This window comes from Paracidovorax oryzae ATCC 19882, assembly GCF_000687165.1.
Taxonomy (GTDB): domain Bacteria; phylum Pseudomonadota; class Gammaproteobacteria; order Burkholderiales; family Burkholderiaceae_C; genus Paracidovorax; species Paracidovorax oryzae.
This window is the reverse complement of sequence record NZ_JMKU01000020.1, coordinates 63,664-88,407: the sequence shown is the minus strand read 5'-3', so window position 1 is coordinate 88,407 and position 24,744 is coordinate 63,664. Positions and strand designations below refer to the sequence as shown.

Annotated in this window: 22 protein-coding genes; 3 read left to right on the top strand and 19 right to left on the bottom strand. The window is 69.8% G+C overall.

What is annotated here, in order from left to right; all coding sequences use genetic code 11:
* The first annotated feature begins 25 nt into the window (after positions 1-25).
* Positions 26-1,402, top strand: a complete 1,377-nt coding sequence (locus T336_RS25780; protein ID WP_026433354.1) for an undecaprenyl-phosphate glucose phosphotransferase — start codon at positions 26-28, stop codon at positions 1,400-1,402.
* Here T336_RS25780 and T336_RS0116250 read toward each other — a convergent pair.
* The 19 genes from T336_RS0116250 to T336_RS0116160 form a co-directional block, all read right to left on the bottom strand.
* Positions 1,360-2,598: an O-antigen ligase family protein gene (locus T336_RS0116250; protein WP_244883972.1), complete on the bottom strand. Its 1,239-nt coding sequence runs from the start codon at positions 2,596-2,598 to the stop codon at positions 1,360-1,362. The genes T336_RS25780 and T336_RS0116250 overlap by 43 nt on opposite strands.
* Before the next feature lie 32 nt (positions 2,599-2,630).
* Entirely contained in the window at positions 2,631-3,392 is a 762-nt protein-coding gene (locus T336_RS0116245) for a WecB/TagA/CpsF family glycosyltransferase (RefSeq protein WP_501037339.1), read from the bottom strand.
* Between the two features lie 17 nt (positions 3,393-3,409).
* Positions 3,410-4,492, bottom strand: a complete 1,083-nt coding sequence (locus T336_RS0116240; RefSeq protein ID WP_209435977.1) for a glycosyltransferase — start codon at positions 4,490-4,492, stop codon at positions 3,410-3,412.
* Positions 4,489-5,841 carry an O-antigen ligase family protein gene (locus T336_RS25295; RefSeq protein ID WP_035226262.1) on the bottom strand — a complete coding sequence of 451 codons (1,353 nt, stop codon included), beginning with the start codon at positions 5,839-5,841 and terminating at the stop codon, positions 4,489-4,491. Before T336_RS25295 ends, T336_RS0116240 begins: the two co-directional genes overlap by 4 nt.
* On the bottom strand, positions 5,838-7,094 hold the full coding sequence (locus T336_RS0116230) for a hypothetical protein (protein WP_026433350.1): 1,257 nt from the start codon (positions 7,092-7,094) through the stop codon (positions 5,838-5,840). The genes T336_RS25295 and T336_RS0116230 overlap by 4 nt, the downstream gene beginning before the upstream one ends.
* Positions 7,081-8,082: a class I SAM-dependent methyltransferase gene (locus T336_RS0116225; RefSeq protein WP_026433349.1), complete on the bottom strand. Its 1,002-nt coding sequence runs from the start codon at positions 8,080-8,082 to the stop codon at positions 7,081-7,083. The genes T336_RS0116230 and T336_RS0116225 overlap by 14 nt, the downstream gene beginning before the upstream one ends.
* A 21-nt stretch (positions 8,083-8,103) precedes the next feature.
* Positions 8,104-9,981, bottom strand: a complete 1,878-nt coding sequence (asnB, locus tag T336_RS0116220) for an asparagine synthase (glutamine-hydrolyzing) (RefSeq protein WP_244883971.1) — start codon at positions 9,979-9,981, stop codon at positions 8,104-8,106.
* Positions 9,982-10,003: 22 nt separating this feature from the next.
* Positions 10,004-11,350, bottom strand: coding sequence for a hypothetical protein (locus tag T336_RS0116215; protein WP_026433347.1), 1,347 nt, complete (start codon positions 11,348-11,350; stop codon positions 10,004-10,006).
* Positions 11,347-12,090: a TylF/MycF/NovP-related O-methyltransferase gene (locus T336_RS0116210; protein ID WP_026433346.1), complete on the bottom strand. Its 744-nt coding sequence runs from the start codon at positions 12,088-12,090 to the stop codon at positions 11,347-11,349. The genes T336_RS0116215 and T336_RS0116210 overlap by 4 nt, the downstream gene beginning before the upstream one ends.
* A gap of 133 nt (positions 12,091-12,223) precedes the next feature.
* A complete protein-coding gene (locus tag T336_RS0116205) occupies positions 12,224-13,180 on the bottom strand; it encodes an NAD-dependent epimerase/dehydratase family protein (protein ID WP_026433345.1) in 957 nt (318 codons plus the stop codon).
* Entirely contained in the window at positions 13,177-14,430 is a 1,254-nt protein-coding gene (locus T336_RS25290; RefSeq protein WP_035226258.1) for a hypothetical protein, read from the bottom strand. The genes T336_RS0116205 and T336_RS25290 overlap by 4 nt, the downstream gene beginning before the upstream one ends.
* A 135-nt stretch (positions 14,431-14,565) precedes the next feature.
* On the bottom strand, positions 14,566-15,819 hold the full coding sequence (locus T336_RS0116195; protein ID WP_026433344.1) for a lipopolysaccharide biosynthesis protein: 1,254 nt from the start codon (positions 15,817-15,819) through the stop codon (positions 14,566-14,568).
* Positions 15,820-15,821: 2 nt separating this feature from the next.
* Positions 15,822-17,573, bottom strand: a complete 1,752-nt coding sequence (locus tag T336_RS0116190) for an ABC transporter ATP-binding protein (protein WP_035226255.1) — start codon at positions 17,571-17,573, stop codon at positions 15,822-15,824.
* The gene (locus tag T336_RS0116185; protein WP_026433342.1) at positions 17,573-18,049 is read right to left on the bottom strand and encodes a lasso peptide biosynthesis B2 protein; all 477 of its coding nucleotides are present in this window, start codon (positions 18,047-18,049) and stop codon (positions 17,573-17,575) included. The genes T336_RS0116190 and T336_RS0116185 overlap by 1 nt, the downstream gene beginning before the upstream one ends.
* A 134-nt stretch (positions 18,050-18,183) precedes the next feature.
* On the bottom strand, positions 18,184-19,350 hold the full coding sequence (locus tag T336_RS0116180; protein ID WP_244883970.1) for a nucleotidyltransferase domain-containing protein: 1,167 nt from the start codon (positions 19,348-19,350) through the stop codon (positions 18,184-18,186).
* A gap of 57 nt (positions 19,351-19,407) precedes the next feature.
* Complete coding sequence (locus T336_RS0116175) at positions 19,408-20,250, bottom strand: sulfotransferase domain-containing protein (protein WP_026433340.1); 843 nt, start codon at positions 20,248-20,250, stop codon at positions 19,408-19,410.
* Complete coding sequence (locus T336_RS0116170) at positions 20,247-21,218, bottom strand: hypothetical protein (protein ID WP_244883969.1); 972 nt, start codon at positions 21,216-21,218, stop codon at positions 20,247-20,249. The genes T336_RS0116175 and T336_RS0116170 overlap by 4 nt, the downstream gene beginning before the upstream one ends.
* Positions 21,196-21,477, bottom strand: coding sequence for a PqqD family protein (locus T336_RS25285; protein ID WP_035226251.1), 282 nt, complete (start codon positions 21,475-21,477; stop codon positions 21,196-21,198). Before T336_RS25285 ends, T336_RS0116170 begins: the two co-directional genes overlap by 23 nt.
* Before the next feature lie 94 nt (positions 21,478-21,571).
* The gene (locus T336_RS0116160) at positions 21,572-22,324 is read right to left on the bottom strand and encodes a class I SAM-dependent methyltransferase (RefSeq protein ID WP_209435976.1); all 753 of its coding nucleotides are present in this window, start codon (positions 22,322-22,324) and stop codon (positions 21,572-21,574) included.
* A gap of 183 nt (positions 22,325-22,507) precedes the next feature.
* On the opposite strand from T336_RS0116160, the gene T336_RS27135 reads away from it, so the two are divergent.
* Positions 22,508-22,663 carry a hypothetical protein gene (locus T336_RS27135; RefSeq protein WP_167333654.1) on the top strand — a complete coding sequence of 52 codons (156 nt, stop codon included), beginning with the start codon at positions 22,508-22,510 and terminating at the stop codon, positions 22,661-22,663.
* A gap of 41 nt (positions 22,664-22,704) precedes the next feature.
* A complete protein-coding gene (locus T336_RS0116150) occupies positions 22,705-24,627 on the top strand; it encodes an asparagine synthetase B family protein (RefSeq protein ID WP_026433336.1) in 1,923 nt (640 codons plus the stop codon).
* Positions 24,628-24,744: the final 117 nt, after the last annotated feature.

Below are 24,744 nucleotides of genomic sequence, written 5' to 3'. Positions count from 1 at the left end.
TGCCGGCCCTGAAGAGGGACATTCCATGAAGCCCGGGAGCCAGTGGGGCGACGGGATGGCGCTAGCCATGACCGTGCTGAAATGCGCCGACGGTGCCGTGGTGCTGGTGAGCGGATTGCTGGCCTACGCCATTCGCGTTGGCCAGGCGGAACTGCCGGATGCGCCGCAATATTTCTATGCACTGCTCGCCAGCGTCCTGCTGACGCTGCTGGTTTTCGTGCAGCTCGCGCTCTATCGCAGTTGGCGCCTCGCGGTGCCGACCATGATGGTCGGGCGCGTGCTCCTGGGGTGGGGCGTGGTGCTCGGCGCGCTGGCCTCGCTGAGCTTCCTGAGCAAGACCGGACCCAGTTTTTCGCGGCTGTGGTTTCTGTACTGGGCCGTTCTGGGAATCTGTGGATTGATCGGTGTCCGCCTGCTGCTGGACCGGGCGCTGCGCGGACTGCACCGTCGAGGCATCGGGACCCGGCGCATTGCCGTACTCGGGCCGCAGGAGCGTGTGGATCTGGTCGCCGAACGCATCCGGAACGGACCGTGGTCGGGACTGGAACTGATGGCGGTGCCGGCGCACTTGCATGCGATCGATCTGGCCGCACTGCCGGCTTGGCTGGAAGAACACGGCGTAGCCGAAGTGTGGCTGACGTGGCCCATGCGCGAGGAAATGCTGATACGCAACAGCGTGCGCCACCTGGGCGCCAGTTGCGTGCACGTGCGCTGGATTCCGGATATCTTCGCCTTCCGCATGATCCACCATGGCATGGCCGAACTGGCGGGTACACCCCTGCTCGAACTTTCGGTGCGCCCGCTTTCGCGCAGTTCCCGCCTGCTCAAGGCCTGGCTCGACATATCGGTCGCGACGCTGTTGCTGCTGCTGGCGGGGCCCGTGATGCTCGTGCTCGCGGCCGGGGTCAGGCTGTCCAGCCCAGGTCCCGTCATCTTCCGCCAGTTGCGGCAGGGGTGGGACGGCCGTCCGTTCGAGGTATGGAAATTCCGCAGCATGTACCTGCACGATACGGACCGCTTTCCGCAACAGACCGCGCGCGGCGACCCGCGCATCACGCCGTTGGGCGCCTTCATGCGCAGGACCAGCCTCGACGAACTGCCGCAGCTCTTCAACGTGCTGCAGGGCCGGATGTCGATGGTCGGTCCGCGCCCGCATGCCCTGGCGCACAATGCCCAGTACCAGGACCTGATCCCCAACTACCTGCAGCGCCACCGGGTCAAGCCGGGCATCACCGGCTGGGCCCAGGTGAACGGCCTGCGCGGCGAAACGGACACCCTGGAAAAGATGCGCAAGCGCGTCGAATTCGACCTGTACTACATCCAGCATTGGTCGCTGTGGCTGGACCTGAGCATCATCGCTCAGACTTGCGTGATCGTCCTGTTCGACCGCGATGCATTCTGATCCAGTCCCTTCGCATACAGCACCGACAGGGCCAGTGCGGCATGCAGCGAGAACGGGTAGAACGGCAGGTAGAAGTCGAACACGCACAATCCCAGCAGCAGCCAGAGCCAGGCCAGCGCCCAACGGCGCGTCCCGCCGCGCGACCGCAACAACGGAGACCACAGCGCATGGAGCAGGCCCGCGCCGGCCAGCAGACCGCATAGCCCGGTTTCCGACAGCGCGGCCAGCACCAGGTTGTGCGCATGCAGTTCACCGCGCAGGAAGCGGCCGCCGGTGTAATCCGGCACCAGGAACTGGAACACGCCCGGCCCCAGGCCAAGCCACGGATGGCCATACCAGGCGTCGGCGGCGCCGGCCCATAGATATGTCCGTCCCAGCGACAATGCCGTGAGCCATCCCTCCCGTGCAGCGGCACTGGTGATTTCGGCGTAGCGCAGCCACAGCACCAGGCTGCCCACCAAGGCCAGCCCCAGGAGTGCGACCGCCGCCAGGCCGCGGTGGGCACGCGTCGCACCAACACGCGGCAAGGCCCACCATGCCAGCAGGAAAGCGACCGGCAGCAGGGCATTGCGCACCTGGGTCAAGGCCAGCGCCGCTCCAGCGCCCAGCAGGGCCATCGCGAGTGCCACGCGGCCCAGTTCACCGCGGCGCCACAACTGCAGCACCAGCAGCGCCACGATCACCGCGGTCGCCGCCAGCATCGCCGGATGCTCATACATGCCCGTGATCCGGGGCAGGTACCTGAAGGTGTCCTGCGCATGGAATGCCAGCGAGATGCGCAGCGCAGGAGGCCACTGCAGGAGCACCAGCCCGCCCAGGGCCAGGTTGATCCACAGCGCGATCAGCGCGGCGAGCGTCGCCGCGCGCGGCCAGCGCGGGCAGGCCACGGCCAGATTGAGCATCGCCCACAGGGCCAGGAGGGCCGTGCCGTAGCGGACCGCGAAGCGGAACGCCAGCACCGCATGTCCGGACGCCGACGCAGATGCCGCCAGCGCAACGGCGCATGCAGTGATCGCCCCCAGGGGAATGCGCAGGGAAAGCGGTACGCCATGGTGCCACAGCGCCCACCCCGAAATGGCGAGCATGCCGGCAAGCAGCGACACCGACCCGAGCGACAGCTCACCGCCGGCATGGCGGCCCGGGATCACCACCTGCTGGAGGCAGAACAGCAGGTAGGCCGCCAGGATGGCAGCCACGGGCAGGACGCCCGATGTCGCAGGGCTTCGCCTCATCGATCCCAGGGCTTGATCGCCTGCGAGCGGTGGCGCCGGATCAGCCGCGCACGCAGCAGCAGCACGAGGAACACGGCATTGGTCCGCAGATACCGTCCCGCCAGGCGTCTAGGCTCCATGGCCAGCCGGAACAGCCACTCCATCCCCATGCGCTGCATCCACCGCGGCGCCCTGGGCAGCATTCCGGAGAGCACATCGAAGGAGCCCCCCACGCCCATGGCAAGCGCCACGCCGAGTGCGGGCCAGTACCGCTGCAGGAACAGCTCCTTGCGCGGAGAACTCATGCCGATGAACAGGTAGCGCGCACCCGAGCCGCGGATCTCCTCGACGATCCGCGGTGCATCGGCATCGCTGAAATATCCGTCCCGCGCGCCGGCGATCCACAACCCCGGACAGGTCGCAGCAAGGCGGCCCGCCGCGGCCGATACCACCTCGGGACGGGCGCCCAGCAGGAATACGCCGGCCCCGGATCGGGCGGCCTGGGCACACAGGTCCTGCATCAGGTCGATGCCCGCCCGCCGCGGTGGCGGCACGGCGCCCAGCCAGCGCAGGCCGATGCCGATGCCACTGCCGTCGATGTGGACCAGTTCGGCCTCCTCCAGCGCCTGGTGCAGCAGCGGCTGCGCGCGCGCATCGACCAGCTTGGCCACGTTCAGCCCCTCGATGCGGATACGCTCATCCCCCTCCGCGGCGGCCTGTGCGCGCTGCAACAGTTCTTCTGGCGCGAGCATGTCCAGGGGACAGCCGAAAAAGCGCAAGCGGGATGGCAGGGCGCTCAAGGAGCCGCCCCTTGGACGAGCGCACCGTAGAGCGCGAGCACGCGGGGCCTCAGGCCTTCCCAGGTGAAGCAAGTACGGACCCGCTCCACGATGGAGGGATCCACCCGGTGCTGCCGCTGTTGTCCGACGCGGGTGGCGAGCGCCGCCACGTCGCCCGGCGGATACAGCGCGCCGGTCAGGCCCGCCTCTTCCAGGATCGAGCGGTTGCCCGGAATGTCGCTGGCCACGACGGGACAGCCGAGCAGCAGCATCTCGATCAGCACTGTCGGCATGCCCTCCACGGCCGACGGCATCACGAAAACGTCCGCGCCCGCGGCCATCGCCGCGACGGAGGCATCGGCGACGAACCCGTAAAAGCGCACGCGCGCGGCCACTCCGAGCGACCGGGCGACCTCCTCCAGCCGGCCCCGGTCCGGGCCACGCCCCACCACATGCAGTACCGCCGCCTCCATCCCCGGATGCGCCAGCACGGCGACGGCATCGTGCAGGCGCTTGACGGCATCCAGCCGCCCCACGGACAGCAATGCGGGAGCGCCTTCCAGCCGGGGGGCATCGTCGGGAGACGCGACCAGTTCGGCCTCCAGTACGGCATTGGGCAGCACCACCGGGCGCCGCGGCGCCATGCCGCGCCGGCGAAGGTAATCCACCCAGTGGCCGGACAGCAGCACCACGCGGTCCGCGCCACGCAGGAGCAGACGCTCGACCACCAGGTCCCAGGCCCACTTGCGCAGGCGCTTCCCCGGCCCGGAATCGTCGTCGTAGTAGCAATGGGGCGTGTAGACCAGGCGCCGGCCACGCAGCCATGCGATCGCCGCGGCCAGGCCGGTAACCGGAACGCGCGCTCCATGCACATGCACCACATCCGCCCAGCCGACCTGGCGCCACAACCCGCCGGCACCGGTCTGCACGGCCACGTACCCATGTGCATTGCCGCCCTGCGCCTGCGGCGCGGCCACCCGCAGCGCGTTGCCGCCCCGGGATGCCAGCACGGCCAGTCCATGGATATGGCGAGCCACGCCGCCGCCGCCGGCATGCGGCGCGAAATCCTTGTACACATGCAATATCCGCATCCGGCTCATCCCCCTGTTCCTCCGGCCGGCTGCCGCCCCAGCGCTCCGCCTGGAGCCCCGGGGGCTGGCGCCTCCCCGGGCGACGCTCCGGGCACCGCGGCCCTGGCGGCGGCGGCATGGCGCAGCACGCCGCCGAGCAGCAGCCAGAATCCGCCGGCTCCCGAAACGGTCAGCCCGTTTTCCGATGAAACGAAGGTGGTCATGATGCCGCAGAGCAGCCAGAAAGCCGCCAGCACCACGGGGTCGCGCTGCAGCCGGTAGGCTACCCACAACCGGCGCAGGCACCAGCCCACGATGGACAGGAACAGCAACGCGCCGGGTATGCCGATCTGGTAGGCGATGCTGAACAGCGAGCCTTCTCCGCCACCCAGGTCGGCCAGCGATTGGCGGGCCGCCAGCGCACTCTGGCGCCCCACCCCCCCGCCCAGCAGCAGCACCTGGTGCAGCTCGGCCAGGTTGCGCTGCAGCGCCACCCAATGGCCGATCGTGGAGCCGTCGCGGAAGTTCACGGAAGCCACCACGATGCCGACGGAAGCGGCCGCCAATGCCGCGAGCACCACTCCCGCCAGGAAGAGCCGCGCGGCCGCGGACCGGACCAATCCCTTCGATGTCAGAAGGTAGCCCATCACGGCGACGATGCCGGCCAGCATCGCTCCACGGGTGCCGGACATCCACACGCCGGCCAGCAGGCAGCCGCACGCCAGCAGGGCGCGCCACGGCCAGCGGCGCTGCCACAGCGCCAACGCGGCCAGGGCCGCAGTCACCAGGAACTGGCCCTGGGCCAGCGGCGCGGCCGGCAGGCCACCCGCGCGGCGCTCCCTGGCCTCGCCGCCGAAAAAGTTCCAGGGCAGGCCGGTTTCGCTGTCGGTGCCATCGGGCTGCACGCCCTTGATATTGAAAAGATACTCCGGCAGCCGCACGCCATGGACCCAGAAGTCCGTATGGGCCACATCCCATGCCCCGAAGGCGGCACTGGCCACGCCCAGCCAGACCAGGCAACGCACGGCAAGGCGCAGGTCCTGTGGATGCGGCATGCAGACATGCCCGGCCAGCAGGAACAGCATCGGCACGAGCACGATGCCCAGGGACCCGAGCACGATGCCGGCCGGCAGGCCGTGCAGGTATCCGGCCGGCGCATGCGCGGCAGCGAGGGCGCAGAAACACAGCACTTGCACCAGCAAGGCCCGGGGCATGCGCACGGTGAGCAGGCACAGGCCTGCCAGCACCACCACCACAGCGTCGCGGGCGGGCCGCAGCAGCGCGGCCTCCGGCCACGCGCCGCCGCCGTACAGCCAGGCCACCAGCAAGTCGCCCGCGTGGATCGACACGATGAACAGCACCAGTCCCAGCCGCTTCATGGCTCGCCTCCCAGGCGCCGCGGCCATGCGGGATCGGCGGCGAAGCTGCGCTGCAGCCACAGGTGCTGCCGCTCCAGGAAAGCGGTGCGTGCCCCGGCCTCATGGCACAGGTTGCGGACAAGAACCCCCAGGGCGCCCGGGTCCGCCACCTGCGCCGATGGGCGCCCCACCGCCTGGGCACCGGCAGACCCGGGCGCGGTCCAGTCCATGCCGATCACGTAATGGCCGCGGACCGCCGCGTCCATCAGCGCGGAAGAGCAGAAGCCCGCCACCACGGCCGGCGGGCCGTCCGCCACCAGCGCCGCGTGCGGAGGCGGCCGGCACAGCGGGGCCAGCTCCGTCCCCTGGTAGGGATGCCCCCGGCGCACCTCCTCCGGATGCAGCAGGATCTGCAGCGCGAGCCCTCCCGGCCGGTCCCGGGCGAGCTGCCGGGCCAGGGCCAGGAAATCCTCCGCGAGCGGCCGTCCGTAGATCGGCGTGTGGGTCTGCGAAACCAGGCACAGGGCCGTGGGCGCCTGCGCCACGGCGGCAGGAGAGAGCATGCGCGCCGGGCCATAACCCAGCGCTTGCGTGGCGACGCCGTGCCGGGAGTACACCTCGGCGCTGCTCGGCCCCCACAGCAGATGGCGCTGCGCATGCACCGGAAAGAACTCATCGGTGGGCAGGCCATGCTGGACGCACACGCTGCGCCAGCGGGCCCCGCAGGCACGCTGCGCAGCCACGGCATACACATCGAAATCGTTGTGCAGCAGCAGCGTTCCGCACGCGCCGGCATCGAATGTCCGCTCCCAGGCGCCACGCCAGAGGCGCTGCCGAAACACGCAGCAACGCACCAGCCAGGGCGATGCCACCAGTACGCCTTCCCGCACCGGCCTCAGCCGCCATGCGCCGAGCGCGTGCCGCCAGGCCTGGGCGGAAGGTCGCGCAGGCACCTGGCCAGCGACCTGTCCGCGCAGGCGCGGATGGACAACCACCGCGCAGGTGATGCCAAGCCGAACCAGATCGGCCACGCACGGCGCCAGCGCGCCCCAACCGTTGGCGCCCGGCAGCGTGGCCAGCGCCACCCAGCCGGCCAGTGGAGCCGGGCGCTCCGGCAACCGGCCGCAAAGCCACGCATCGCGCGCGGCCGCGAGCAGGGCGCGCAGCACGGCCATCCACCCCCGGCCTGCGAGGAAATAGGCCTCGTGGCGCGTGTCGGCGGCTTCTTCGCCGTATTGGGCAAGCAAGGCCTGCCGGAATTCAGGAAACCGCATTGCCCTCCTCCCGCACCATGCGCCGATGGATCCGCCAGCGCTGCAGTTCGCCAAACAGCCCACTGCCGAACAGGCGCACGACCGCACGCTTGAGCAGGCGCCCCAAGCGGTCCTGCGCACCCCAGCGCACGCTGTCCAGGCGCGCATCCAGATGATGGATTTCCTCCGCGGACGCAGACTCCATGGGAACGGGAGCGCCCCCCGTTTGCGGGCGCCGCAACTGCACCCACAGGTTTTCCGCCAGCACCCCGCCACCCTGCCATGCGCCGCAATGGACCACATCCAGTCCGGCAGCCACGGCCAGCCGCCGCAGCAGCGGCGCGGAAAAATAGCTGAGGTGCGCAGGATGCACGTAGTTGCGCGAACGCCAGCCGCTCATCACGTCCGGCACCTCGATCCAGGCCTGCCCGCCCGGTGCAAGGATATGCCCCAGGTCTTCCAGAAAAGCCCGCGGGTCCAGCAGATGCTCCAGCACATGGAATGCGACCACGGTATCGGCTTCGCCGCCGGCCAGTGCCTCCCAGCTCGGCAGGAAACGCACTTTCGCGCCATCAAGCAGGCGATCCCGGTGCGCCAGGTCGGGCTCGCTGGCCGACAGCTGCAGATCCGGCCGCTGCGCCGCTGCCACGCCAAGGAACGCCCCGAATCCCGACCCTACCTCGAACAGGCGTGCGCCGTGGGCCAATGCAGGAGCGATGCGCGCCAGCCGCTGCCGGGCGATGGGGCGGTCGCCGCGCCAGGCAAAAAATCGCTCCTCGCTGCGCCATGGCACCTCCGCCGGGAACAGCCTGCGGTAGTCGCCCGCGTAGAACCGTGCCAGCGATTCGCCGGTGAAATCCGGAGCCAGATACGCTGCGGCGCACCCGCCGCAGCGGCGCAGCTCCTGACCGCTGCCGGCATACACTTCGGGCCAGACGGAGCGCTGTGCGCACGTCGCACCGCAGCAGCGGCAGCGGCCGTCATCCGGTGCCCACTCCGATGCCATCATGGTCTTCCCCCTGGCTGGCGGCTACGCATACACGCTCCCGTACCAGAGCGCGACCGACACCGCAAACCACAGCGTGCTGTGGGCACGGCCACCGGCCAGCTCGCGGCGCAGCCGCGGCAGGTCGAGGAAATCGCCCAGGCCCTGCGGAAGCGACGCCAAGATGTCCTGCAGGGGCATGCGGTCCACCAGGAACTGCTCGGCGTGGCCGAAACCCGTGCTTTTGCGCTGGCCGACGATACGCGCCGGCAGGTCGGCGGAAAAGGCCTCCCGCAGCAGCGCCTTGCCATGGTAGTCGCCCATGCGCCGGTGCGCAGGCGTTGCGAGCGCACGCTCCACCAGGCGGTAGTCGAGGAACGGCGCCCGCACCTCCACGCCCGCATGCATGCTGTTGCGGTCCGTCATACGCAGCACCATGGGCAGGTTGGTGGCCAGCACGTCGGCGCGCAGGCGGGCCTGCGCATCGCCCCGCCGGTCGGCCCGCAGTGCCTGCAGGCGTGGCGCCTGCGCGTGCCACAGGGCGGCAGACATGCTGGCCACGCTCGGCCGCTGCCGCCGCAGCAGCGCGCCGAGCGGCCGGGCCGGGAGATCCCAGGCCAGGCGATTGAGCAGCAGCCGCGGGTCCACCGCCCCGCCCGCCAGCAGCCGCGCCAGCGTCGGAAGCCTGAGGCCGTGCAGCGCGCTGCGCGCGGCCAGGGCCAAGTAGAGCCGCACATAGCCGCCGAACAGCTCGTCCGCGCCCTCCCCGTTGAGAACGACCTTGTAGCCCGCATCGCGGATGGTCCGGTACATGCGGAAACTCGCCAGGATGGATGGGGTGCAGAAAGGTTCCTCCTGCGCCTGCACCAGTGCCAGCAGCTCGTCCACACCGGGCACCGCGTGCGCGCGGTGCACATGGTGGCGGTCCGCGTGCCCCCATCCGGCCATCGAGGCGGCCGCCGCTTCGACTTCGTCGAAGCCGGCGTGCGCCCCGTCGCGGTAGCCATACGTGAAGGCGCCCCCGAAGCAGGTGCGGGGCGCAGCCCCGGCTTGCAGGCCGATATGCGTCAGTATGGAGCTGTCGAGCCCTCCCGACAGCAGCGTCACGCTCGGCACATCGGAGCGCAACCGCAGGCGCGTGGCGTCCTGCAGCAGGGCACGCACCGCCCCGGCATCGAGCGGCGGGACCTCACCGGGGGCGGGCCACCGGTGGTAGGAACGCCGCGTGGTGCGTCCCGCAGGCGATACGCGGAAGAGCCACCCGGGAGGCACCGCCTGGATGCCTTCGTAGAAAGTCTCACCGCAATGGTCGGACAGGCCCGCCACCAGGAAATCGAAGATCGCCCCCGGATTCGGCGCGGGGTGTCCGCCCAGCGCGGCGGCGATCGCACGGATCTCGCTGCCCAGCACCAAGTGCCCACCGTCGTGGTGCAGATAGAGCGGCTTCACGCCGAGGCGGTCGCGGCAATAGACCAGGTCGCCCGTCTCCTGCTCCAGCAGCACCACCGCCCACATGCCGTTGCAGCGCGGGAAGAACCCCTCCCCCCAGGCGCGCCAGCCGTGCAGGATCACTTCCGTGTCGCTGTCGGTACGGAACCGGTGGCCGAGCCCTTCCAGCTCCGCGCGCAGCTCCAGGAAGTTGTAGATTTCGCCGTTGAACACCACCACGTTGCCGGTGTCCGGACAGCGCATGGGCTGCGTCGCCGCGCTGCTCAGGTCGATGATCGACAGGCGGCGATGGCCGAGCACGGTCGGCGCGGGCTGCTCGGCGCACCACAGGCCCTGCGCATCCGGCCCCCGGCGCGCGAGCGCCGCGAGCGCCCGCTCCGCACGGTCCTGCAGCGCCGCGCCGGCCACGAAGCTGCGCAATGCCACTACGCCGCACATCGCAGGCTCCAGGCACACGGGGCCGCGAGTCCCCATGGGAAGGCGGTGGCGACACGGGTCATGAAGGACGACTTCCCGAGGCCCGCAGCAGGCCGTGGCAGCGCCAGGCGGCCCATGCCGCGGGCAGAAGCAGCAGCAAAGCGGCCGGCGCCACTCCGCCGGAACCGGCCCACGGCACCCCCGCCAGGAGAAGCGCCAGCAGCGCCGCCCAGCCTCCCGCATTGGGCCGCAGGCCGCACAGCCACAGGCTGGCCGCCATGATCCCCAGCACGCCCACCAGCCGGCCCCACAGCAATGGCACCGGCGCGGACGCTGCCGCCGCGGCCACCTGCAGCAGTGTGCTGGCCGCCAGGCACCACACGAACACGCGCAGCAGCGCCTGCTCGCGGCGGCGCCCGATCAGCAGGGCCGACAGCACGCTGGAAAAAAGCACGATCGCGCCCGCAACCAGCACCGGCATGACCCACGGCAGCCACTCCCGTTGCTCTGCATTGCCCCATCGCGCGGCAGCCGGCCAGAGCAGCAGCGCGGCGGGCGCCGACAGGCCAAGCACCAGGGACATCAAGCCACAGGCCCAGCGCACGCCGGTATCGGTGTGCGCCTCGGCCAGCAGCAAGCGGTTGAACTGGTTGAAGACCCCGCCCGCGCCATTGAGCAGGTAGCCCAGCAGCAGATAGGCCGGAACGAAAGCGGGTGCCGCCGAGGCCAGCAGGAACGGCGTCAGCCGGTCGTGCAGCGTGCCGGCGATGCCCAGCGCAGAAAGCCGCAGGGCGGACCCGAGCATGCGCCCTCCCCCCACCGCCGGCAGAAGCAGGCGAAGCGGCGCCCCGGACACGGCGACATTCACGGTGGCCTGCACCAGGTAGCCAAGGCTCACCGCGATGCCCGCGCCCATGCCGCCTTCCCAGCCCGGCGCACCGCGCAATGCCAGCCATGCAAGGGTCGCCGCCGGCACCGCGACCTGCTGGACACCGAAGCCGGCCAGGCGCCGCCCCTGTGCCAGCAGGGGCGCCGAGTAGCCAGCCAGTCCCAGCAGCGTGGCGGGCAGCACCGCAAGCAGATAGGCGAAGCCCTCGCCCTGCCCGCGCGATGTCCACCAGGCACCCGCCACCCAGGCCAGGTCCAGCACCAGCGTGGCCGCCAGCCGGTGGCACAGCGCCTGCCGCCAGCGCAGCGCCCAGCCCTCCGAGGCGGGATCCTCGCGCAGGAACAGCGATGCGTAGCCGAGGTCCGCAAGAAACAGAACGGTCAGGAGCCCGAGGTGCGCCAGCCCGACATCCGCATAACCCTGCGTTCCGAAGTGGCGCAGCAGCATCCACTGGAACAGCAAGGTGAAGCCCTGCCCTGCCATGTACGACACCGCGCCGGAAAGGAATCCCGCGCGCATGCGGGCGGACGCGCTCATGGGCGTGAAGGCGGCGTGAATTGCGGAACATGGCAGAGAAAGGCACGCGATGCCGGACCATAGGCGAACCACGGCTCGAACTCGATGCCGGAGCGCTCCGCGCATTCCCGCAACGCCCGGCGCTCGCCGCGCTGCCGGTCGGCCCGGAACAGGTCGTAGTCGTCGCACAGCAGTACGCTACCCTGAACCAGTCGCGTTTCGATCAGCGCGAGGGCGTCCCGTGCCGAGACATACAGATCGCAGTCCAGGTGCACGATCGCCGCCTGAGTGCTGCCGATGGCTCCGGCATTGTCAGAGAACAGTCCGGGCACCAGCACCAGGTCCGGAGCACGCAGGCCTACCGCCGCACACCGCGCCACGGCCTGGGACTGTGCTGCCAGAAAGCTGCCTGTGGCCAGGGTGTCCTCGCCTTCGTCGTTGGCCGGCATGCCCGCGAAGGTATCGAAGCCGTGGAACCGGGGCGGCCGGGAGAGAAAATCGAGCACCGTCCCCTGACGGCGGAACGGCAGTCGGACATTGCGCTCCATGCGCTCGCGCTGGTGACGGTAGCACAGCCAGGCATGGGCCAGGCTGTTGCCGCGGTACACGCCGAACTCGTAATAGTCGCCTGCAAGCTGGGTGGCATGCACGTAGGCCCAGGCCCGGTAGAGCGCGCCCAGAGCGTCGTTGCGGTGCAGGTTGGCCCCCACCCGAAGACGTCGATAGGCAAGCTTGAAGCGTTCGAGGGGCCTCAGGGACAAAGCAGGACTCCTTGGTTCGGGCAGGGCCGCATTTCGCCCGTTTCGCCATGGAGACGACAGGGAGCGCAGTTCCGCGCACCGCTACGGCTCCAGGAAACCGTCCTTGGCGAAACAGGCAGTGCGTCCAGAATAATCACATGCTTGGCCAGCGGGCTCCGTCGCGACCAGGCGCCAGCGTCCGCTGCAGCGCCTCGCGCAGGGTGCAGCGGGTCTTCCAGCCCAACAGCGCAGCCGCCTTCGCTGGATCACCGAGTTGGTGGGCCCGATCATGGGGCCGCTTGCGCCGCGGGTCCACCTCCACGCGGGGCATTCGTCCCAGCAGCGCGCCGATCTCCGACACCAGTTCGCCCACCGAATGCTCCACGCCCGAGCACAGATTGAACACGTCGAATGCCACCTCGCCGCGAGAGTCATCGAGCAATGCTGCCAGCCCCTGCGCGGCTTCGTCGGCATGCATGTAGTCCCGGCGCGGCTCCAGGTTGCCCAGCCGCAGCAGCGGCTCCGCCGACGGGTCGGCGTTGATCTGCGCAAGAACGTCGGGAATCAGGTGCGCGTTCGGATCATCGTGCGCAATGCAGTTGAACAGGCGCGCGACGCGGCCGCGGCGCCCGGCGCCCAGGCCGCACCACAGGCGCAGCTGGCCCTCGTTGCACAGCTTGGACAGCGCATAGTTGTCACGCGCCTCCGTGGGACTGCGGTCTTCCGCCAGCGCTTCGCAACCCCAGGCGTACACCGCGCCGCTGGAAGCGATCACCACCTGCCGCACATCCACCTCGCCCGCCGCATGCAGCACGCTTTCGGTTCCCACCACGTTCACCTGCAGGCAGTGCATGCGCCGGGTCTCGCAAGTAGGAATGTGGTGTACGGCGGCCAGGTGCACCAGCGCATCGGCCCGGAGGTCGCGCAGCATCGACGTGACCGCGGCGGTGTCGCGCACATCCGCCACCGCTGCGGCCTCCAGCCCCGGAGGCATGGCCATGCCACTCGACAGATCGTCCAGGCCCGCGACGATGTCACCGCGCTGCTGCAGCGCGGCCACCAGCCGCCGACCGATCATTCCGGCCGCGCCGGTCACCAGCACCCGCCTCACGCGCGCTCCCCCTCTGAAGCGCCTGCCGGCAGCCTGCGCCGCAGACGCTCCGGCAGCCAGCCGAAGAGCGGATCCCGCCGGGCTGACCAGTCACCCGGCCTCGCGCCCGTGCGGCGCAGCGCCACATAGCTCGCCAATGCCAGGGACAGGGCGAGGAGCGTGCCGGCGAACACCGCCGCAGCGACGAAGGAAGGGCGCCGCGATGGCAGCGGTGAAACCGGCAGCGCCGGCGAAGCCTTGTAGCGCAGCTGAGCGGCCCTGGAAAGCGACTGCTCCAGGTTCATCCGGATCTCGCTGCCGGCCTGCCGCTGCGCCGTGTTCTCCGCGGTATCGGCAGGGAACAGGCCGGCCAGGCACTGCTCCATCCAGCGGGCCAGTTCCTTGCCCGAGGACTGCCCATCCAGGCGCGCATCGACACGATCCAGGAAGCGCTGCTTCCACTCCAGTTGCTCCAGTTCGCGCACACCCTTGCGCAGTTGCGACCGGGTATCGGACATGGAGGATTCCAGCGCCACGATCTGGGACAGCGGCGACAGGTACCGCCCACCGCCGTCGCCCACCGACACCACCGTGTTCACTTCACTGCGGCGCAGCTCCGGATACTGCAGCAGCAGCCGATTCATGTCCTCCACCTGCTTCTGGCCCTGCTCGATGGCGAACTGCCGCCGGATCTGCTCGATCTGCAGCTGCGAGCGCTGCTCCAGCACTTCCTGCCGCAACCGGTCCAGGTATTCGCGCAGGTCGCCCCAGAGCATGACCTGGCGGATGTGCGATGCGATCACTGCGAACTGCTGTGCCGCAGCAGCTTCGTCGGGCACATTGAGCGATACCTCCAGCCCCAGCGCCCCGATTTTCTTGGGATCGATGTTGATCTGCTCCCGGATGTCGTCCCGACCCACCGTGCTGCGGTAGCCCACCCGGGTGCTCCAGTAGCGCGGCTGCTGGAACAGCCTTTGCAGCCTGGGAGCCGCGCCGTCGGGCAGGGAAGCATCGGCCAGCGAGGCCGCCACCAGTTGGCGGTCCGACAGCATGGGCTGCAGCCTGCGCCACTGGTCGAGCGACATCTGCGGGGTCTCCAGCAACGCGGTGGCACCGTAGAGCGGATACCGCAGGGCCAGCCCACCGGCCACCAGCGCAGCCAGCAGCGCGAGCGGAACCAGCAGCATGCCGAAGTCGCGGTAGAAGCGCAGCAGCTCCAGCAGCAGGTCACCCAGCGATACATCGCCGCTTCGCTCATGCACTTCGTTCATCGCTGGTATCGGGTCAGTGGCGGAGTCTCGTGACGCCAGGGATGGCATCGGCATGTCGCCAGCCTGCGAGGCACGCGGAACAGCCCACGCGGCGTCGGCGGATGTCACAGGTTGTACCATAGGCGTGCAGAGGCGTCAGGAAACTGCGGGGCGCCAGGCCCTGCGCAAGCCGAAGTACAGCACTCCGCCCAGCACCGCTTCGGTCGCGATCACCACAGCGGCCGCGCCCCGCACGCCATGGTCCGGAACGATGAGGAAATTGAGCACCAGGTTGGTGACCGCTGCCAGCGTGGCCCCCACTGCATAGCAGCGCTCACGGTCCATGGCGATGGCGGCCTGGGTCAGGACATAGTTGGGCAGCACGATCACGAAGGCCAGGAACAACCATCCCACCAGCGAACCACCCTCTGCACGGTATGCATCCCCGTACAGCAGGCCGACCAGCCACGGCCCCAGCAGCATGCCTGTCGCGGCAAGGCCCGCGCCCAACGCGACTGCCGCCAGCAACGTCCTGGCATAGAGCCGCCTCGCAGCAGCGGCATCCGGGCGGGCGAGTCGCAGACGCCGGAAAAAGAACAGCGCCAGGGGAGAGGCAAGCAGCAGGATCCCATCGAAAAGCCGGGCGGCCACCGCATACTGCCCCACGTCTTCGGGAGACACCCACCAGTGCAGCAGCACGATGTCGCTGCGGCGGTACAGGGATGTGGCCAGGTCGATCCACAGGAAACCGGCAGCGGCGCGATACACGGGCCAGCGGGGCCAGCATGGCCGATCGTGCCAATCCCCGCGCGAAAGCGCGTAGGCCAGCAGGAGGGCACCTGCCCAGGCACCGAACACCACGGACGGGCTGGCCCCCAGCAGCCAGACGGCGGCGGCGATCGCCAGCGCGCTGAGCACGCGCCCAGCCGCCTGCCAGAGCGCTTCGCGGAACCATTGGCCTGCGGCCTTGAGTTGCACTGCAACCAGTTGCGCCAGCGTGACTGCAGCGAAGCACAGCACGGCCCACGCGAGGGCAGGATCGGCGCCGGCCACAGACAGCAGGAGGCTGCCGCATGCCATTGCGGCGGTGGCCAGCAGCAGGTGGCCCCTCGCCATTCCGGGCAGCACGGCAGAGAAACGGGCGAGCGAAGGACTCGGGGCCACGCGTTCGCGCATCACGAGGGTGCGCAGGCCGGCATCCTGCACCAGCGCCAGCAGCGTCGCCAGGTTCAGCAGATAGGCATAGCGGCCGAACCCCGACGGCTCCATGCACCGGGCCAGCCATACCGACAGTGCCAGGGACACGGCCGCGACGAAGACAACGGACAACCACTGTGCCGACAGCGCGCCCGCACCTGCACGCCAATGCGCCGGAAGCAGCCGGCCCCATGCGCGCATCTTGTCCGGCATGCTCACCGCGCACCCGTCCAGTGCGGGGCCACGTCATCCCACCGCCCTTGCACGCGGACCCGTCCCCGCTCCAGCAGCACGACACGGTCCACCCGCTCCAGCAGGGCGAGCCGGTGGCCGATGACGACCACGGTCACATCGCCGTGCAGCCGCTCGATGGCCTCGCGCACGCGCGCTTCGTTGTCGTGGTCCAGCGCGCTGGTGGCCTCGTCGAGGATCAGCAGCGCCGGGCGCTGCAGCAGCGCGCGTGCCAGCGCGATGCGCTGCCGCTCGCCGCCGGACAGCTGCACGCCGCGCTCCCCCACCGCCGTGTCCCACCCCTGCGGCAGGGCATGCACGAACTGCGCGCAGGCCTGTTCCAGGGCGCGTCGCAATGCCTCGTCATCGGCGTCGGGCGCGGCCAGCAGCAGGTTGCTGCGCACGCTGCCATTGAACAGGAAGGTATCCTGCGACACATAGGCGACAGCACGCCGCCAGGCCCGGCGTGCACGGTCGTCCAGCGGCACGCCATCGATTTCCAGCGCTCCCTCGTCCGGGCCCAGCAATCCGCACAACACGTCCGCCAGGGTGCTCTTGCCGGCGCCGGAGGCGCCGACGATGGCAGTGGTCGTCCGCACAGGAAACGCCAGCGAGACATCGTCCAGCGCCCGGACCTCACGGCCTTCGTAGCGCACTCCGACGCCGCGCAGGGCGATCGCTGTCCGTGCGGCGGGCACCGCCTCCTGGGCACCCTCTTCCGGCTCGGCCCAGGCGCGGGCCTCGGCCAGTTGGCGCTCCACCCCGGCGAAGGCGGGCGCCGCGTGCAGCCACATCTGCTGTTGCTGGTGACCCATCGCCAGCAACGGCAGGAGTCGTGCGAACACCAGCACCAGCGTTAGCAGCTCGGGGACCGGCACCGTCCACACCCGCAGCCCCAGGTACACATAGGCCGCGAGCAGCAGCGCTCCGGCGCTGTGCAGCAACGCCTTCGACAGGCTCAACCCCGTGGCGAAACGCAGTTGCTGGTCGCGCAGCCTGCCCGCGTCGCCGGCGATCCAGGCCTGGTAGCGTGCCTCCGCCCCCAGGATCTTGGCCAGCCGCAGCCCGGCCAGGCTGTCGTGCAGGCTGGCATGCAGGCGCTGGCTGGCCACGGTGAGCTGCCGCCCCAGGGCCAGCACTCCGCGCCGGTGCCCGGCCAGCAGGGCCAGCAGCAGCGCGCCGCCCAGGCCGGAGGCAAGCGCCAGCTTCCAGTGCAGCGCGAAGGCGGCCAGCAGGTACACCGCGGCGGTGGCGAGCGACGCCAGCATGCCCATGCCGTGGCCCAGGCCGATGCCGATGCGCGCCACATCGCTGAGCATGAGGTTCGCTTGCTCTGCCGTGCGCTGCGCAACCACCCAGCGCCACTGCGCGCCGAGCAGTGCCGCGAAGCTGGCCTCGCGCAGCCGGTCCGCCACCTGCTGCTGCAGCCGCGCAGCGGTGCATTCCCGCGCATACTGGATCGCGTTGCGCAGCAGGACCAGCGCACAGAACAGTGCCAGCAGCGACAGCGGCGTTCCCGCGGGCAGGCCCAGAGATGCCGTGGCGTGGACGACGCCCCGCACGGCAATGCCCAATCCCTCCACCGAATCGCCCTGCAACACCCCCAGCAGGGGCACCAGCAGCAGCACGCCGATGCCCTCGGTGGCGCCTGTCGCCAGCATCAGCAGGAACAGCGCCAAGCGCGGGCGCGGCGGCGCCCAGGCCAGGAGCCGGGCCAGTGCCTTCCAGGCCGCCATCACGCGGCCCCGGCGCGCACCACGAAGCACCCTGTGCGAGCGAAGCGCCCGGCACCGGCGCCCCCGGTCACGTACACGCCTTCGGCGATGACCCACGCATGGGCCTGCAGATGCGACGTTTCCGAGCGCGCCACACCGAAGCACACCACGTGGGTGATCCCGAACATTCCCAGAAGACAGCGCGCCGCCAGCGCCTGGGCCAGGCAGTTAGACTGCCACGGGGTATACCGTGAGGCCAGCTTCAGCGTACGGCCGATCCGCAGTGCACGGCACCGCGCGCGTTCGCCGGCCGGCTGCAGCGGCGGCAGCTCCGCGACGCCCTCACCCAGCCACGGCGACAGGCGCCGAAAGCCCAGGCAAAGCACCGCAGCACGCGCCAGGCCCAGCAGCAGCCAGGCCGGCAGGAACAGGCTGCGCTCGAACCGCGGCAAGCGCAGCCACGCGAACAAGCGCCGAAGTGGCTGCATATCAGACATGCGGAAGACCCGATCGGAATATCCGGCGGCCGTGCGACCACCGTGGAAGTGAACCGCATTAAAGCGGATATGGGGAACGCGTACAACGCCACCGGCAGAACCTGGACACGGCCCCCCGCTCCTCACCGGAGGCATCACCTGCGTCGGCGCCTGGCCAGATGCCCTCGCACCAGACGCAGCACGCGCACGACCGGGTAGGCCCAGCCCAGATAACGCGGCAGCTCCAGAGCCGCGCGGTCATCATCGGTGGGCGCCATCAGGAAGGGAATCAACTGCAGGCGGCCGCGCCAGCTCGACTGCAGGGACCACAGGCGCAACCCGTAGCGGACCATTCCCATGCGCGCGGCCAGGTCGGCGCCGCGGTCCGACCCGAGCGAGTCGAGGTGTGGCAGCAGCGCCTCGGCGAGAGGGCGTCCCGCGCGCATGAGCGCGGCCTGGTAGTGCAGCTCGGGCGGCACCGGAACGCCTAGCGTGGCTTCGACGAGCAATACGGACATAACCAGTTGCCGTTCGATGCCCAGTTCACGGGCCAGTACCGACGTGGCAGTCCAGTCCAGGGTGGTGCTGCGCATCGCCTGAGCCATGTCCACCAGCCAGAAGGCACGGTGCCAGTTGTGTTTGGTGCCGTGGAAAGCGGCGTACGCCACCGCGGCAGCCGGAGCCAGCGTAGCGACTTCGGTGTTGCCCAGCGTCACGGTGGTGATATGCCGCTCCCACAGCGCCGCCCCCTGCAGAGGGAACTGCCGGAGCCGGTTGGCCAGGCGCAGGTGCAGTTCCAGCACCACACCCGTGCGGGAGTGCCGCAGCGGAAGTGCATGGTTGACGATGCTGTAGCGCTGCAGATCGCGCGCCGCGGCGGGATCGATCACATGGCCCAGGCGCTGGAGCACCTGCAATGCACGGGGGGAATCCACCGGTTCGATCAACAGGTCGATGTCGCTGGCCTCGCGGCGATGCGGCGCGCCGAACAGCGCCGCATAGCCCTGACCTTTCAGAATGCAGTGCCGTATACCGGCCCCGCGCAACGCGTCGACGATCTCACGCAGCGATGCCGTCTGCTGCAGCGTGCGCAAGGTCACGCTGCGCTGCCGTGCGCGCAGCACCGCGCGCAGCGGCTCGGGCAAACCGGCGTCGATCGTGTCGGCAGGGGGCAATGCGAGCGCCAGGCGGTGCCGGGCCAGCGCCTCTGCGAAAGCGCCCGCATCCACCTGGTCGCAGCCGGCGCATGCGCCGGCCTCCTGCCGCCAAAGGCGCAGCAGGCAGGCGAACGCAGGAGACCATGACGCCCGGGCGCAGTCCACGGAGTCGCTCAGCGGACCTGGCATGTGTGCCACCGGAGGATGTACGGATCGGCCATATCAGTGTCCGGAGGCAACACCGGGTCCGTAGCCCAGCCGCTGCATCACCGCCTCGTGCTGAGCGGCCAGGCGCTCGGCCTGCCGCGGCTGCAGTGCGGTGCGCCACGTCCCCACCCGGCCTTGCCGGAAGAAACGCCGCTGCTCCTGCACGCGCTCGATGAAGCCTTCGCGTTCCTCGATGCCGCTCAGCGTCTCGAAATCACTGGCCTGCACGCTGCGCGCCACGCTGTCCCTGTCCGCCGGCAGTCCCAGGAACTGCGCGAGCCGGCCGGCTTCGCCCAGGGGATCCGTCAGGAGCGCTTCATACCGCAGCAGCAACCGCGGGCCCGGCGCCTCATCCAGCCAGGAGAGCACGTGCCCCGACCACGAACCGAAGCACTGGGGCGCCTGCGATTGGAAGGATGTGACGCTGCGACCCATGGTCAGCTCGCCATCGGCCATCCGGTCGATGGCCGTATCCACGTCCACGCCCATATGGTCCGCCCAGGACAGCGCCACGTCGCGCGGGTCGCGCACGATGTAGACCGTTCCCAGGGTCGCCTCCGTCGGAAACAGCGCGGGCATGTAGCGGTCATGGACCTTGAGCACGCGCACATGCCGGGCGCCCTGCTCGCGATGCGCCTGGGCCCGCAACGCCCCCAGTTCGGAGGCCAGCATGTCTTCGCTTCCGACGTCGATGCAGGCCTCCAGCCACGCGCGCGCCGCGGCGTTGGGCACCGTATCGCCCAGCCTGTTCAGTCGGACCGGCTCGCCGCCGGCCTGCAGGCTGGCGATCAGGCAGCGTACCCAGGTGTTGCCGGACTTGGGGTACGAGGCAATCCAGAAAATGCCGGAGCGCGTCATGTCCCGAAGTGCGCTTCGATCAGGTCGGCCGTGGCATCCAGCGCATCGAAAGAGCGCGGGCGCCACAGCGTCCAGACGGGTACCACGCGGCCGATCGAGGCGGCCTGGGCGAACAGAGGGGCGCGCAGGCCCATGCGCGCCGCCACCCGTGGTCTCGACAGATGGCCGTGCAGGGACGGCACCGCGGCAGCGGGCGAAAGCCGCTGCAATTGCGGGCCGGGCCCTTCGCGCAGCATCAGCACGGCATCCAGGGGCGCTGCCAGGGGGTCGAAACCCGACTGCGGGCGCAGGTCGTACTTGTCCATCCCGTCGCGCACCTGCGGCACTCCCTCACCGGGAATCCGCAGCGCGTCCATGGCTTCGCGCCAAAGCTTGAGACGGGGAAATGCCGGCAGCACCTCGATGCGGTCCCCGGCGCCAGAAACATTCAGCACAGTGAGGTCGTCACCGAGCAGACCGTGCCCGCGCCGCGACAGCGTGGCCGCCAGCGTGGATTTGCCGGCACCGCTGTGGCCGGCAATGGCCAGCGTGCGTGCGCCGACGCGCAGGCACGCTGCATGCAGCGGGAACAGGCCGCGCTGCAGACACAGGTAGGTCAGCGCCGAACCGAGGAGGAACAAGCGCCAGCCGGCGTCCTCGGGACGCAGCCGCTGCACGCGGATGGTTCGGCCGTCCTGGACGAGAATCCGAACCAGGTCAGGAATCTGCATGAGGACCGCGCCGCTCCCGGCCACCTCCAGCCAGGGCGTTCCCGGTGCGCCGGCATCGAGCCGGCCGGGAACCTCGCCCTCCTCGATGGCCACGTCCTCCGGCGCATCCGCATCCGGCCATGCGGGAAGCTCCGGCAACGCGATGGCGCTGCCCACGTGCCATCCGCACAACCGGTAGTGGTAGCGGCTCACGCGCGGCGCCCCGCCTGCGGCCAGGCCGTCGCATGGGCGCCCGTCATCGGCGGATCTCCACCGCACCAGCCTCCTGCAGCTTGCCGAGCAGGCCGGCCACGTCGGCCTCGATCACCGCCCTGTCACCCGCATAGGCTTCGACCAATCCATCGCACAGCACCGAGAATAGGCACGGCGGCGCAATACGCGACCAGACGTCGCGACCGACCGGGTCCAGCACAACGTACGACCCGCTTCCAGCGATCATGAGGACCAGTTCTTCCCCCATCTCGGCGGCAAGGCAATCGGGCACATGGGCGATCAGGGCATCCGGTTCGACGTTCATGCACGGCATCTTTCGTTGGGAAGGCGGACATCGTCCAGGGAGCGTTGGACCGGGAATTCTATCGGCGAGGCCGTAGTGGCGGCACGTCGAGACGTCAAGTGTCCCGCGGGTCCGCGCGGCGCCGGAACACGGCCTCGTCGTCGGCCTGGTCGGGCAGCCGGCGGTTGTCCCGGCCGAACAGCGGCGTGTCCGCACGTGCCGCTGTCGGCACCCGCAATGCCAGGTCAAACCAGCGGGCAGCCGTTGCATCGCGCATGCGGAAGTTGGCGTGGCGCAGCACCAGCAGGCCGCCGGGACGCAGACAACGGGCGAAATCCTGCAGTTGCGCGTCGAAATCCTCGAATCGGATCAGGTGATCGCAGCGCGTGCCGCGGTGCATGGCGAGGTCGCCGCGGCGCAGCACGGCCAGACAGAAGATCGCGTCGTAGGCAGCCTCGGCTTCCCCCGCCGTGCTGCCGGCCACGAGGAACCGCATGCCGGGATCCGGCCGCTGCTGAAGACGCTGGCGGCATACCGCGATATGCCCGGAATGGATATCCAGCCCGGTGATCGTGGCATCCGGAAAGTAATCGCGCAGGCTCGCCACTTCCTCTCCGGTCGAGCAACCGAACGACAACAGCCGCGGCGCCGCGGTTCCGGCCATTGCCTGTTGGACGAATGCGAACAAGTGCGGGTAACGGTCGGACGAAGTGGTGCCGTAGTCCTGGAACAAAGGAGTCGGCGAGGTGAGCCGAAGCCAGGCGTAGCGGCGACCCTCGCGATCACGCATGGCCCGGTACAACAGGCGCAGGCCGATACTGTCCAGCAATCGGCGCCAGCGCAAGCGCGGCCGACTCATGCCCGCCATGCCCGCGCGCTTACGCGCTCGCCGGCGCGTGTGCAAAGCCGGGCAGCAAGAGAGCGGGGCGATGGGTTCGGCATCGGGTCGGCAGCAGCAGGGAGCCATCGTGACGCGGGGGGATGCAGTCTATGATACGAGAGGTGCGTCGCAGTTGGCGCAGCAATGACTCTCCGAGCAAAGGACACCGTAATGGACAACGAGACATCCTCCGATTCCGGCGAATTGCCCGTGCAGACGGGCCGCAAGGCCTGGACTGCCCCGGTGGTTTCCTTTCTCTCGATCGATGACACCGCAAACCAGACCTTCTCCGGCAACGACGGAACGGGTACGGGAACCGGATCCTGAGCGGCTTGCCCCTGCGCAGGCTGCGCTGATCGAAACATCCAGTGAGCGATTTCGCCGGCATCTGGCACCTGGATGGCCGCCCCGTGGGCCCGGACCTGGTCGAGCGGCTGGGAAGGGCGCTGGATGCTCGCGATATAGGCTCCCCGCACATCTGGCACGGCGGGGACATTGCTGTCGTGCATCGACAGCATTGCTTCACCGCCGAGGATGCGGTCGAAGCGATGCCATGCGTCGGTTCTTCCGGGGCGGTCTTGGCCGCAGACGTATTGCTGGCGGCGCGCGGCGATCTCGTGCGCGCGGTGGGCCTGCCGGCCGCGCCCTCCTTGCCGGACGGTCACCTGTTGCTCGCGGCACTGGAGCGCTGGGGAGCTGCTGCGCTGCCGCGCTGCCATGGCTCCTTTGCCCTGGCACTGTACCGCCCACAGCAACGGCGCCTGCTGTTGGCCCGCGACCCGGTGGGACAGCGTGCGTTGTTCGTCCATCGCGGCCCCCGGCTGATCGCGTTTTCCACCCGTTTGCGGGCCTTGCTGGAACTGCCCGGGATTCCCACGGAACTGGACGAGCAGGCGCTGGCAGATCAGCTGGTGATGGACCGCTGCCGGCCGCGGCGTACCATCTACCGCGCCATCGATCGGGTACTTCCGGGACACTTCGTGGAAATGACCCCGGAAGCAACCCATGGCGAACGCTGGTGGTCCTTGCCCGAGGCAGGCTCGCTGCAGTTGGGTAGCGATGCCGAGGTCGAGGCTGCGGCGGCCGAGGTGCTGGACCGCGCCGTGGCCGATGCATTGCGCGCACAGGGGCCGGTGGCGGCCTGTCTTACCGGCGGACTCGACAGCGGCTCGGTGGCGCTGTCGGCGGCACGGCACCTGGCGCCTGCGCGGCTGCTCGCGCTCACCCGGGTTCCGCAGGGAGCGACCGCCGTCACGAACAGTACCCATTATTACGACGAATCGCCGCGTGCCCGCCTGCTGGCTGCCAGCCATCCCGGGATCGACTGGCATATGGTCGGAGACGATGCCGGGGACTGGGGTGAATACGACATCGAGCGCTGGTGGCAGGCACACGGCCAGCCGATCCGCGCGCCCTTGAACATCGCCTGGTTCTTCCCCCTCGACAGGTTCCTGCACGCGCGCGGTGGAAAGGTTCTGCTTGGGGGGGAGATGGGCAACTCCTTCTACAGTTTCAGCGGCCTGGCCCGGCTTCCGCAGTTGCTGCGCGATCGCCAGTGGCGCACGCTGGCGAAACAGACGCGCGCGCTGGCCCGTGCTGAGGGGCTGACCGTGCGCAAAGCCGCTCAGCGCTACGTGCTGCGCCCGTTCGCGCCAGTGGCGATGCTGCGTTACTGGCACCGCCTGCCGACCGCGTTCTGGACGCAGTATGCGGCGCTGCATCCGCAATTGGCGCGCGAACTCGGCATGCACCGGAACCCGAACCAGAGCCGCTACCGACTCCGCCTGGGCGGGGGTCAGCATTCGATACGCACGCTGCGCGAATGGTTGATGGGTGATGCCGCCGCGATGGATGGATGGGGGACGCTGCGGGCCATCTCGGGTGTGGATTTCCGCATGCCGCTCGCCGATCGGCGGGTCATCGAATTCTTCGGCAGCCTGCCGCTCGACCAGTTCCTGCGCGACGGTGTCAGCCGCTCTCTTCCGCGACGCCTGCTGGCAGCTCGCGGCGCGCCACCGGAAATCCACGCCAACCGGCAGATGGGAGTGCAGCACGGCGACTGGTTCGCGCACCTGAACTCACAGCGCGACGCCCTGCAGCGGCAGCTGGACGCGCTGCACGACTCCGGGTTGGCCCGCCGCGTGCTCGACCTGCCCCGGCTGCAGGCACTGATGGACAGTTGGCCACGCGATGCGCAGGCCGCCGAGCCGAGACGCGAAGCGTATCTGCAGATGCTGGTGTACGGCTTGCAGACAGGCAGCTTTCTGGCATGGCGTGAACGCTGTGGGTGACCGCAGCCAGGCCGCGACTTCAGTCAGGAACCAGGGCGGACGCCCCTGAAGCCCTCCGCGGCCGCTGCATGGAGCGGCACCCCTTTTTATGGTGCTCTCAGGCCACACCCGAGGGAT

Excerpts from the sequence above, each read along its gene's own strand:
- T336_RS0116230 (WP_026433350.1), bottom strand. The coding sequence starts at position 7,094 with ATGCGGTTTCCTGAATTCCGGCAGGCCTTGCTTGCCCAATACGGCGAA.
- T336_RS0116190 (WP_035226255.1), bottom strand. The coding sequence starts at position 17,573 with ATGGCGGCCTGGAAGGCACTGGCCCGGCTCCTGGCCTGGGCGCCGCCG.
- T336_RS0116215 (WP_026433347.1), bottom strand. The coding sequence starts at position 11,350 with ATGAGCGCGTCCGCCCGCATGCGCGCGGGATTCCTTTCCGGCGCGGTG.
- T336_RS25285 (WP_035226251.1), bottom strand. The coding sequence starts at position 21,477 with ATGAACGTCGAACCGGATGCCCTGATCGCCCATGTGCCCGATTGCCTT.
- T336_RS0116240 (WP_209435977.1), bottom strand. The coding sequence starts at position 4,492 with ATGAGCCGGATGCGGATATTGCATGTGTACAAGGATTTCGCGCCGCAT.
- T336_RS27135 (WP_167333654.1), top strand. The coding sequence starts at position 22,508 with ATGGACAACGAGACATCCTCCGATTCCGGCGAATTGCCCGTGCAGACG.
- asnB (WP_244883971.1), bottom strand. The coding sequence starts at position 9,981 with ATGGGGACTCGCGGCCCCGTGTGCCTGGAGCCTGCGATGTGCGGCGTA.
- T336_RS0116160 (WP_209435976.1), bottom strand. The coding sequence starts at position 22,324 with ATGGCGGGCATGAGTCGGCCGCGCTTGCGCTGGCGCCGATTGCTGGAC.
- T336_RS25295 (WP_035226262.1), bottom strand. The coding sequence starts at position 5,841 with ATGAAGCGGCTGGGACTGGTGCTGTTCATCGTGTCGATCCACGCGGGC.
- T336_RS25290 (WP_035226258.1), bottom strand. The coding sequence starts at position 14,430 with ATGAACGAAGTGCATGAGCGAAGCGGCGATGTATCGCTGGGTGACCTG.
- T336_RS0116175 (WP_026433340.1), bottom strand. The coding sequence starts at position 20,250 with ATGACGCGCTCCGGCATTTTCTGGATTGCCTCGTACCCCAAGTCCGGC.
- T336_RS0116225 (WP_026433349.1), bottom strand. The coding sequence starts at position 8,082 with ATGATGGCATCGGAGTGGGCACCGGATGACGGCCGCTGCCGCTGCTGC.
- T336_RS25780 (WP_026433354.1), top strand. The coding sequence starts at position 26 with ATGAAGCCCGGGAGCCAGTGGGGCGACGGGATGGCGCTAGCCATGACC.
- T336_RS0116195 (WP_026433344.1), bottom strand. The coding sequence starts at position 15,819 with ATGCCGGACAAGATGCGCGCATGGGGCCGGCTGCTTCCGGCGCATTGG.
- T336_RS0116185 (WP_026433342.1), bottom strand. The coding sequence starts at position 18,049 with ATGTCTGATATGCAGCCACTTCGGCGCTTGTTCGCGTGGCTGCGCTTG.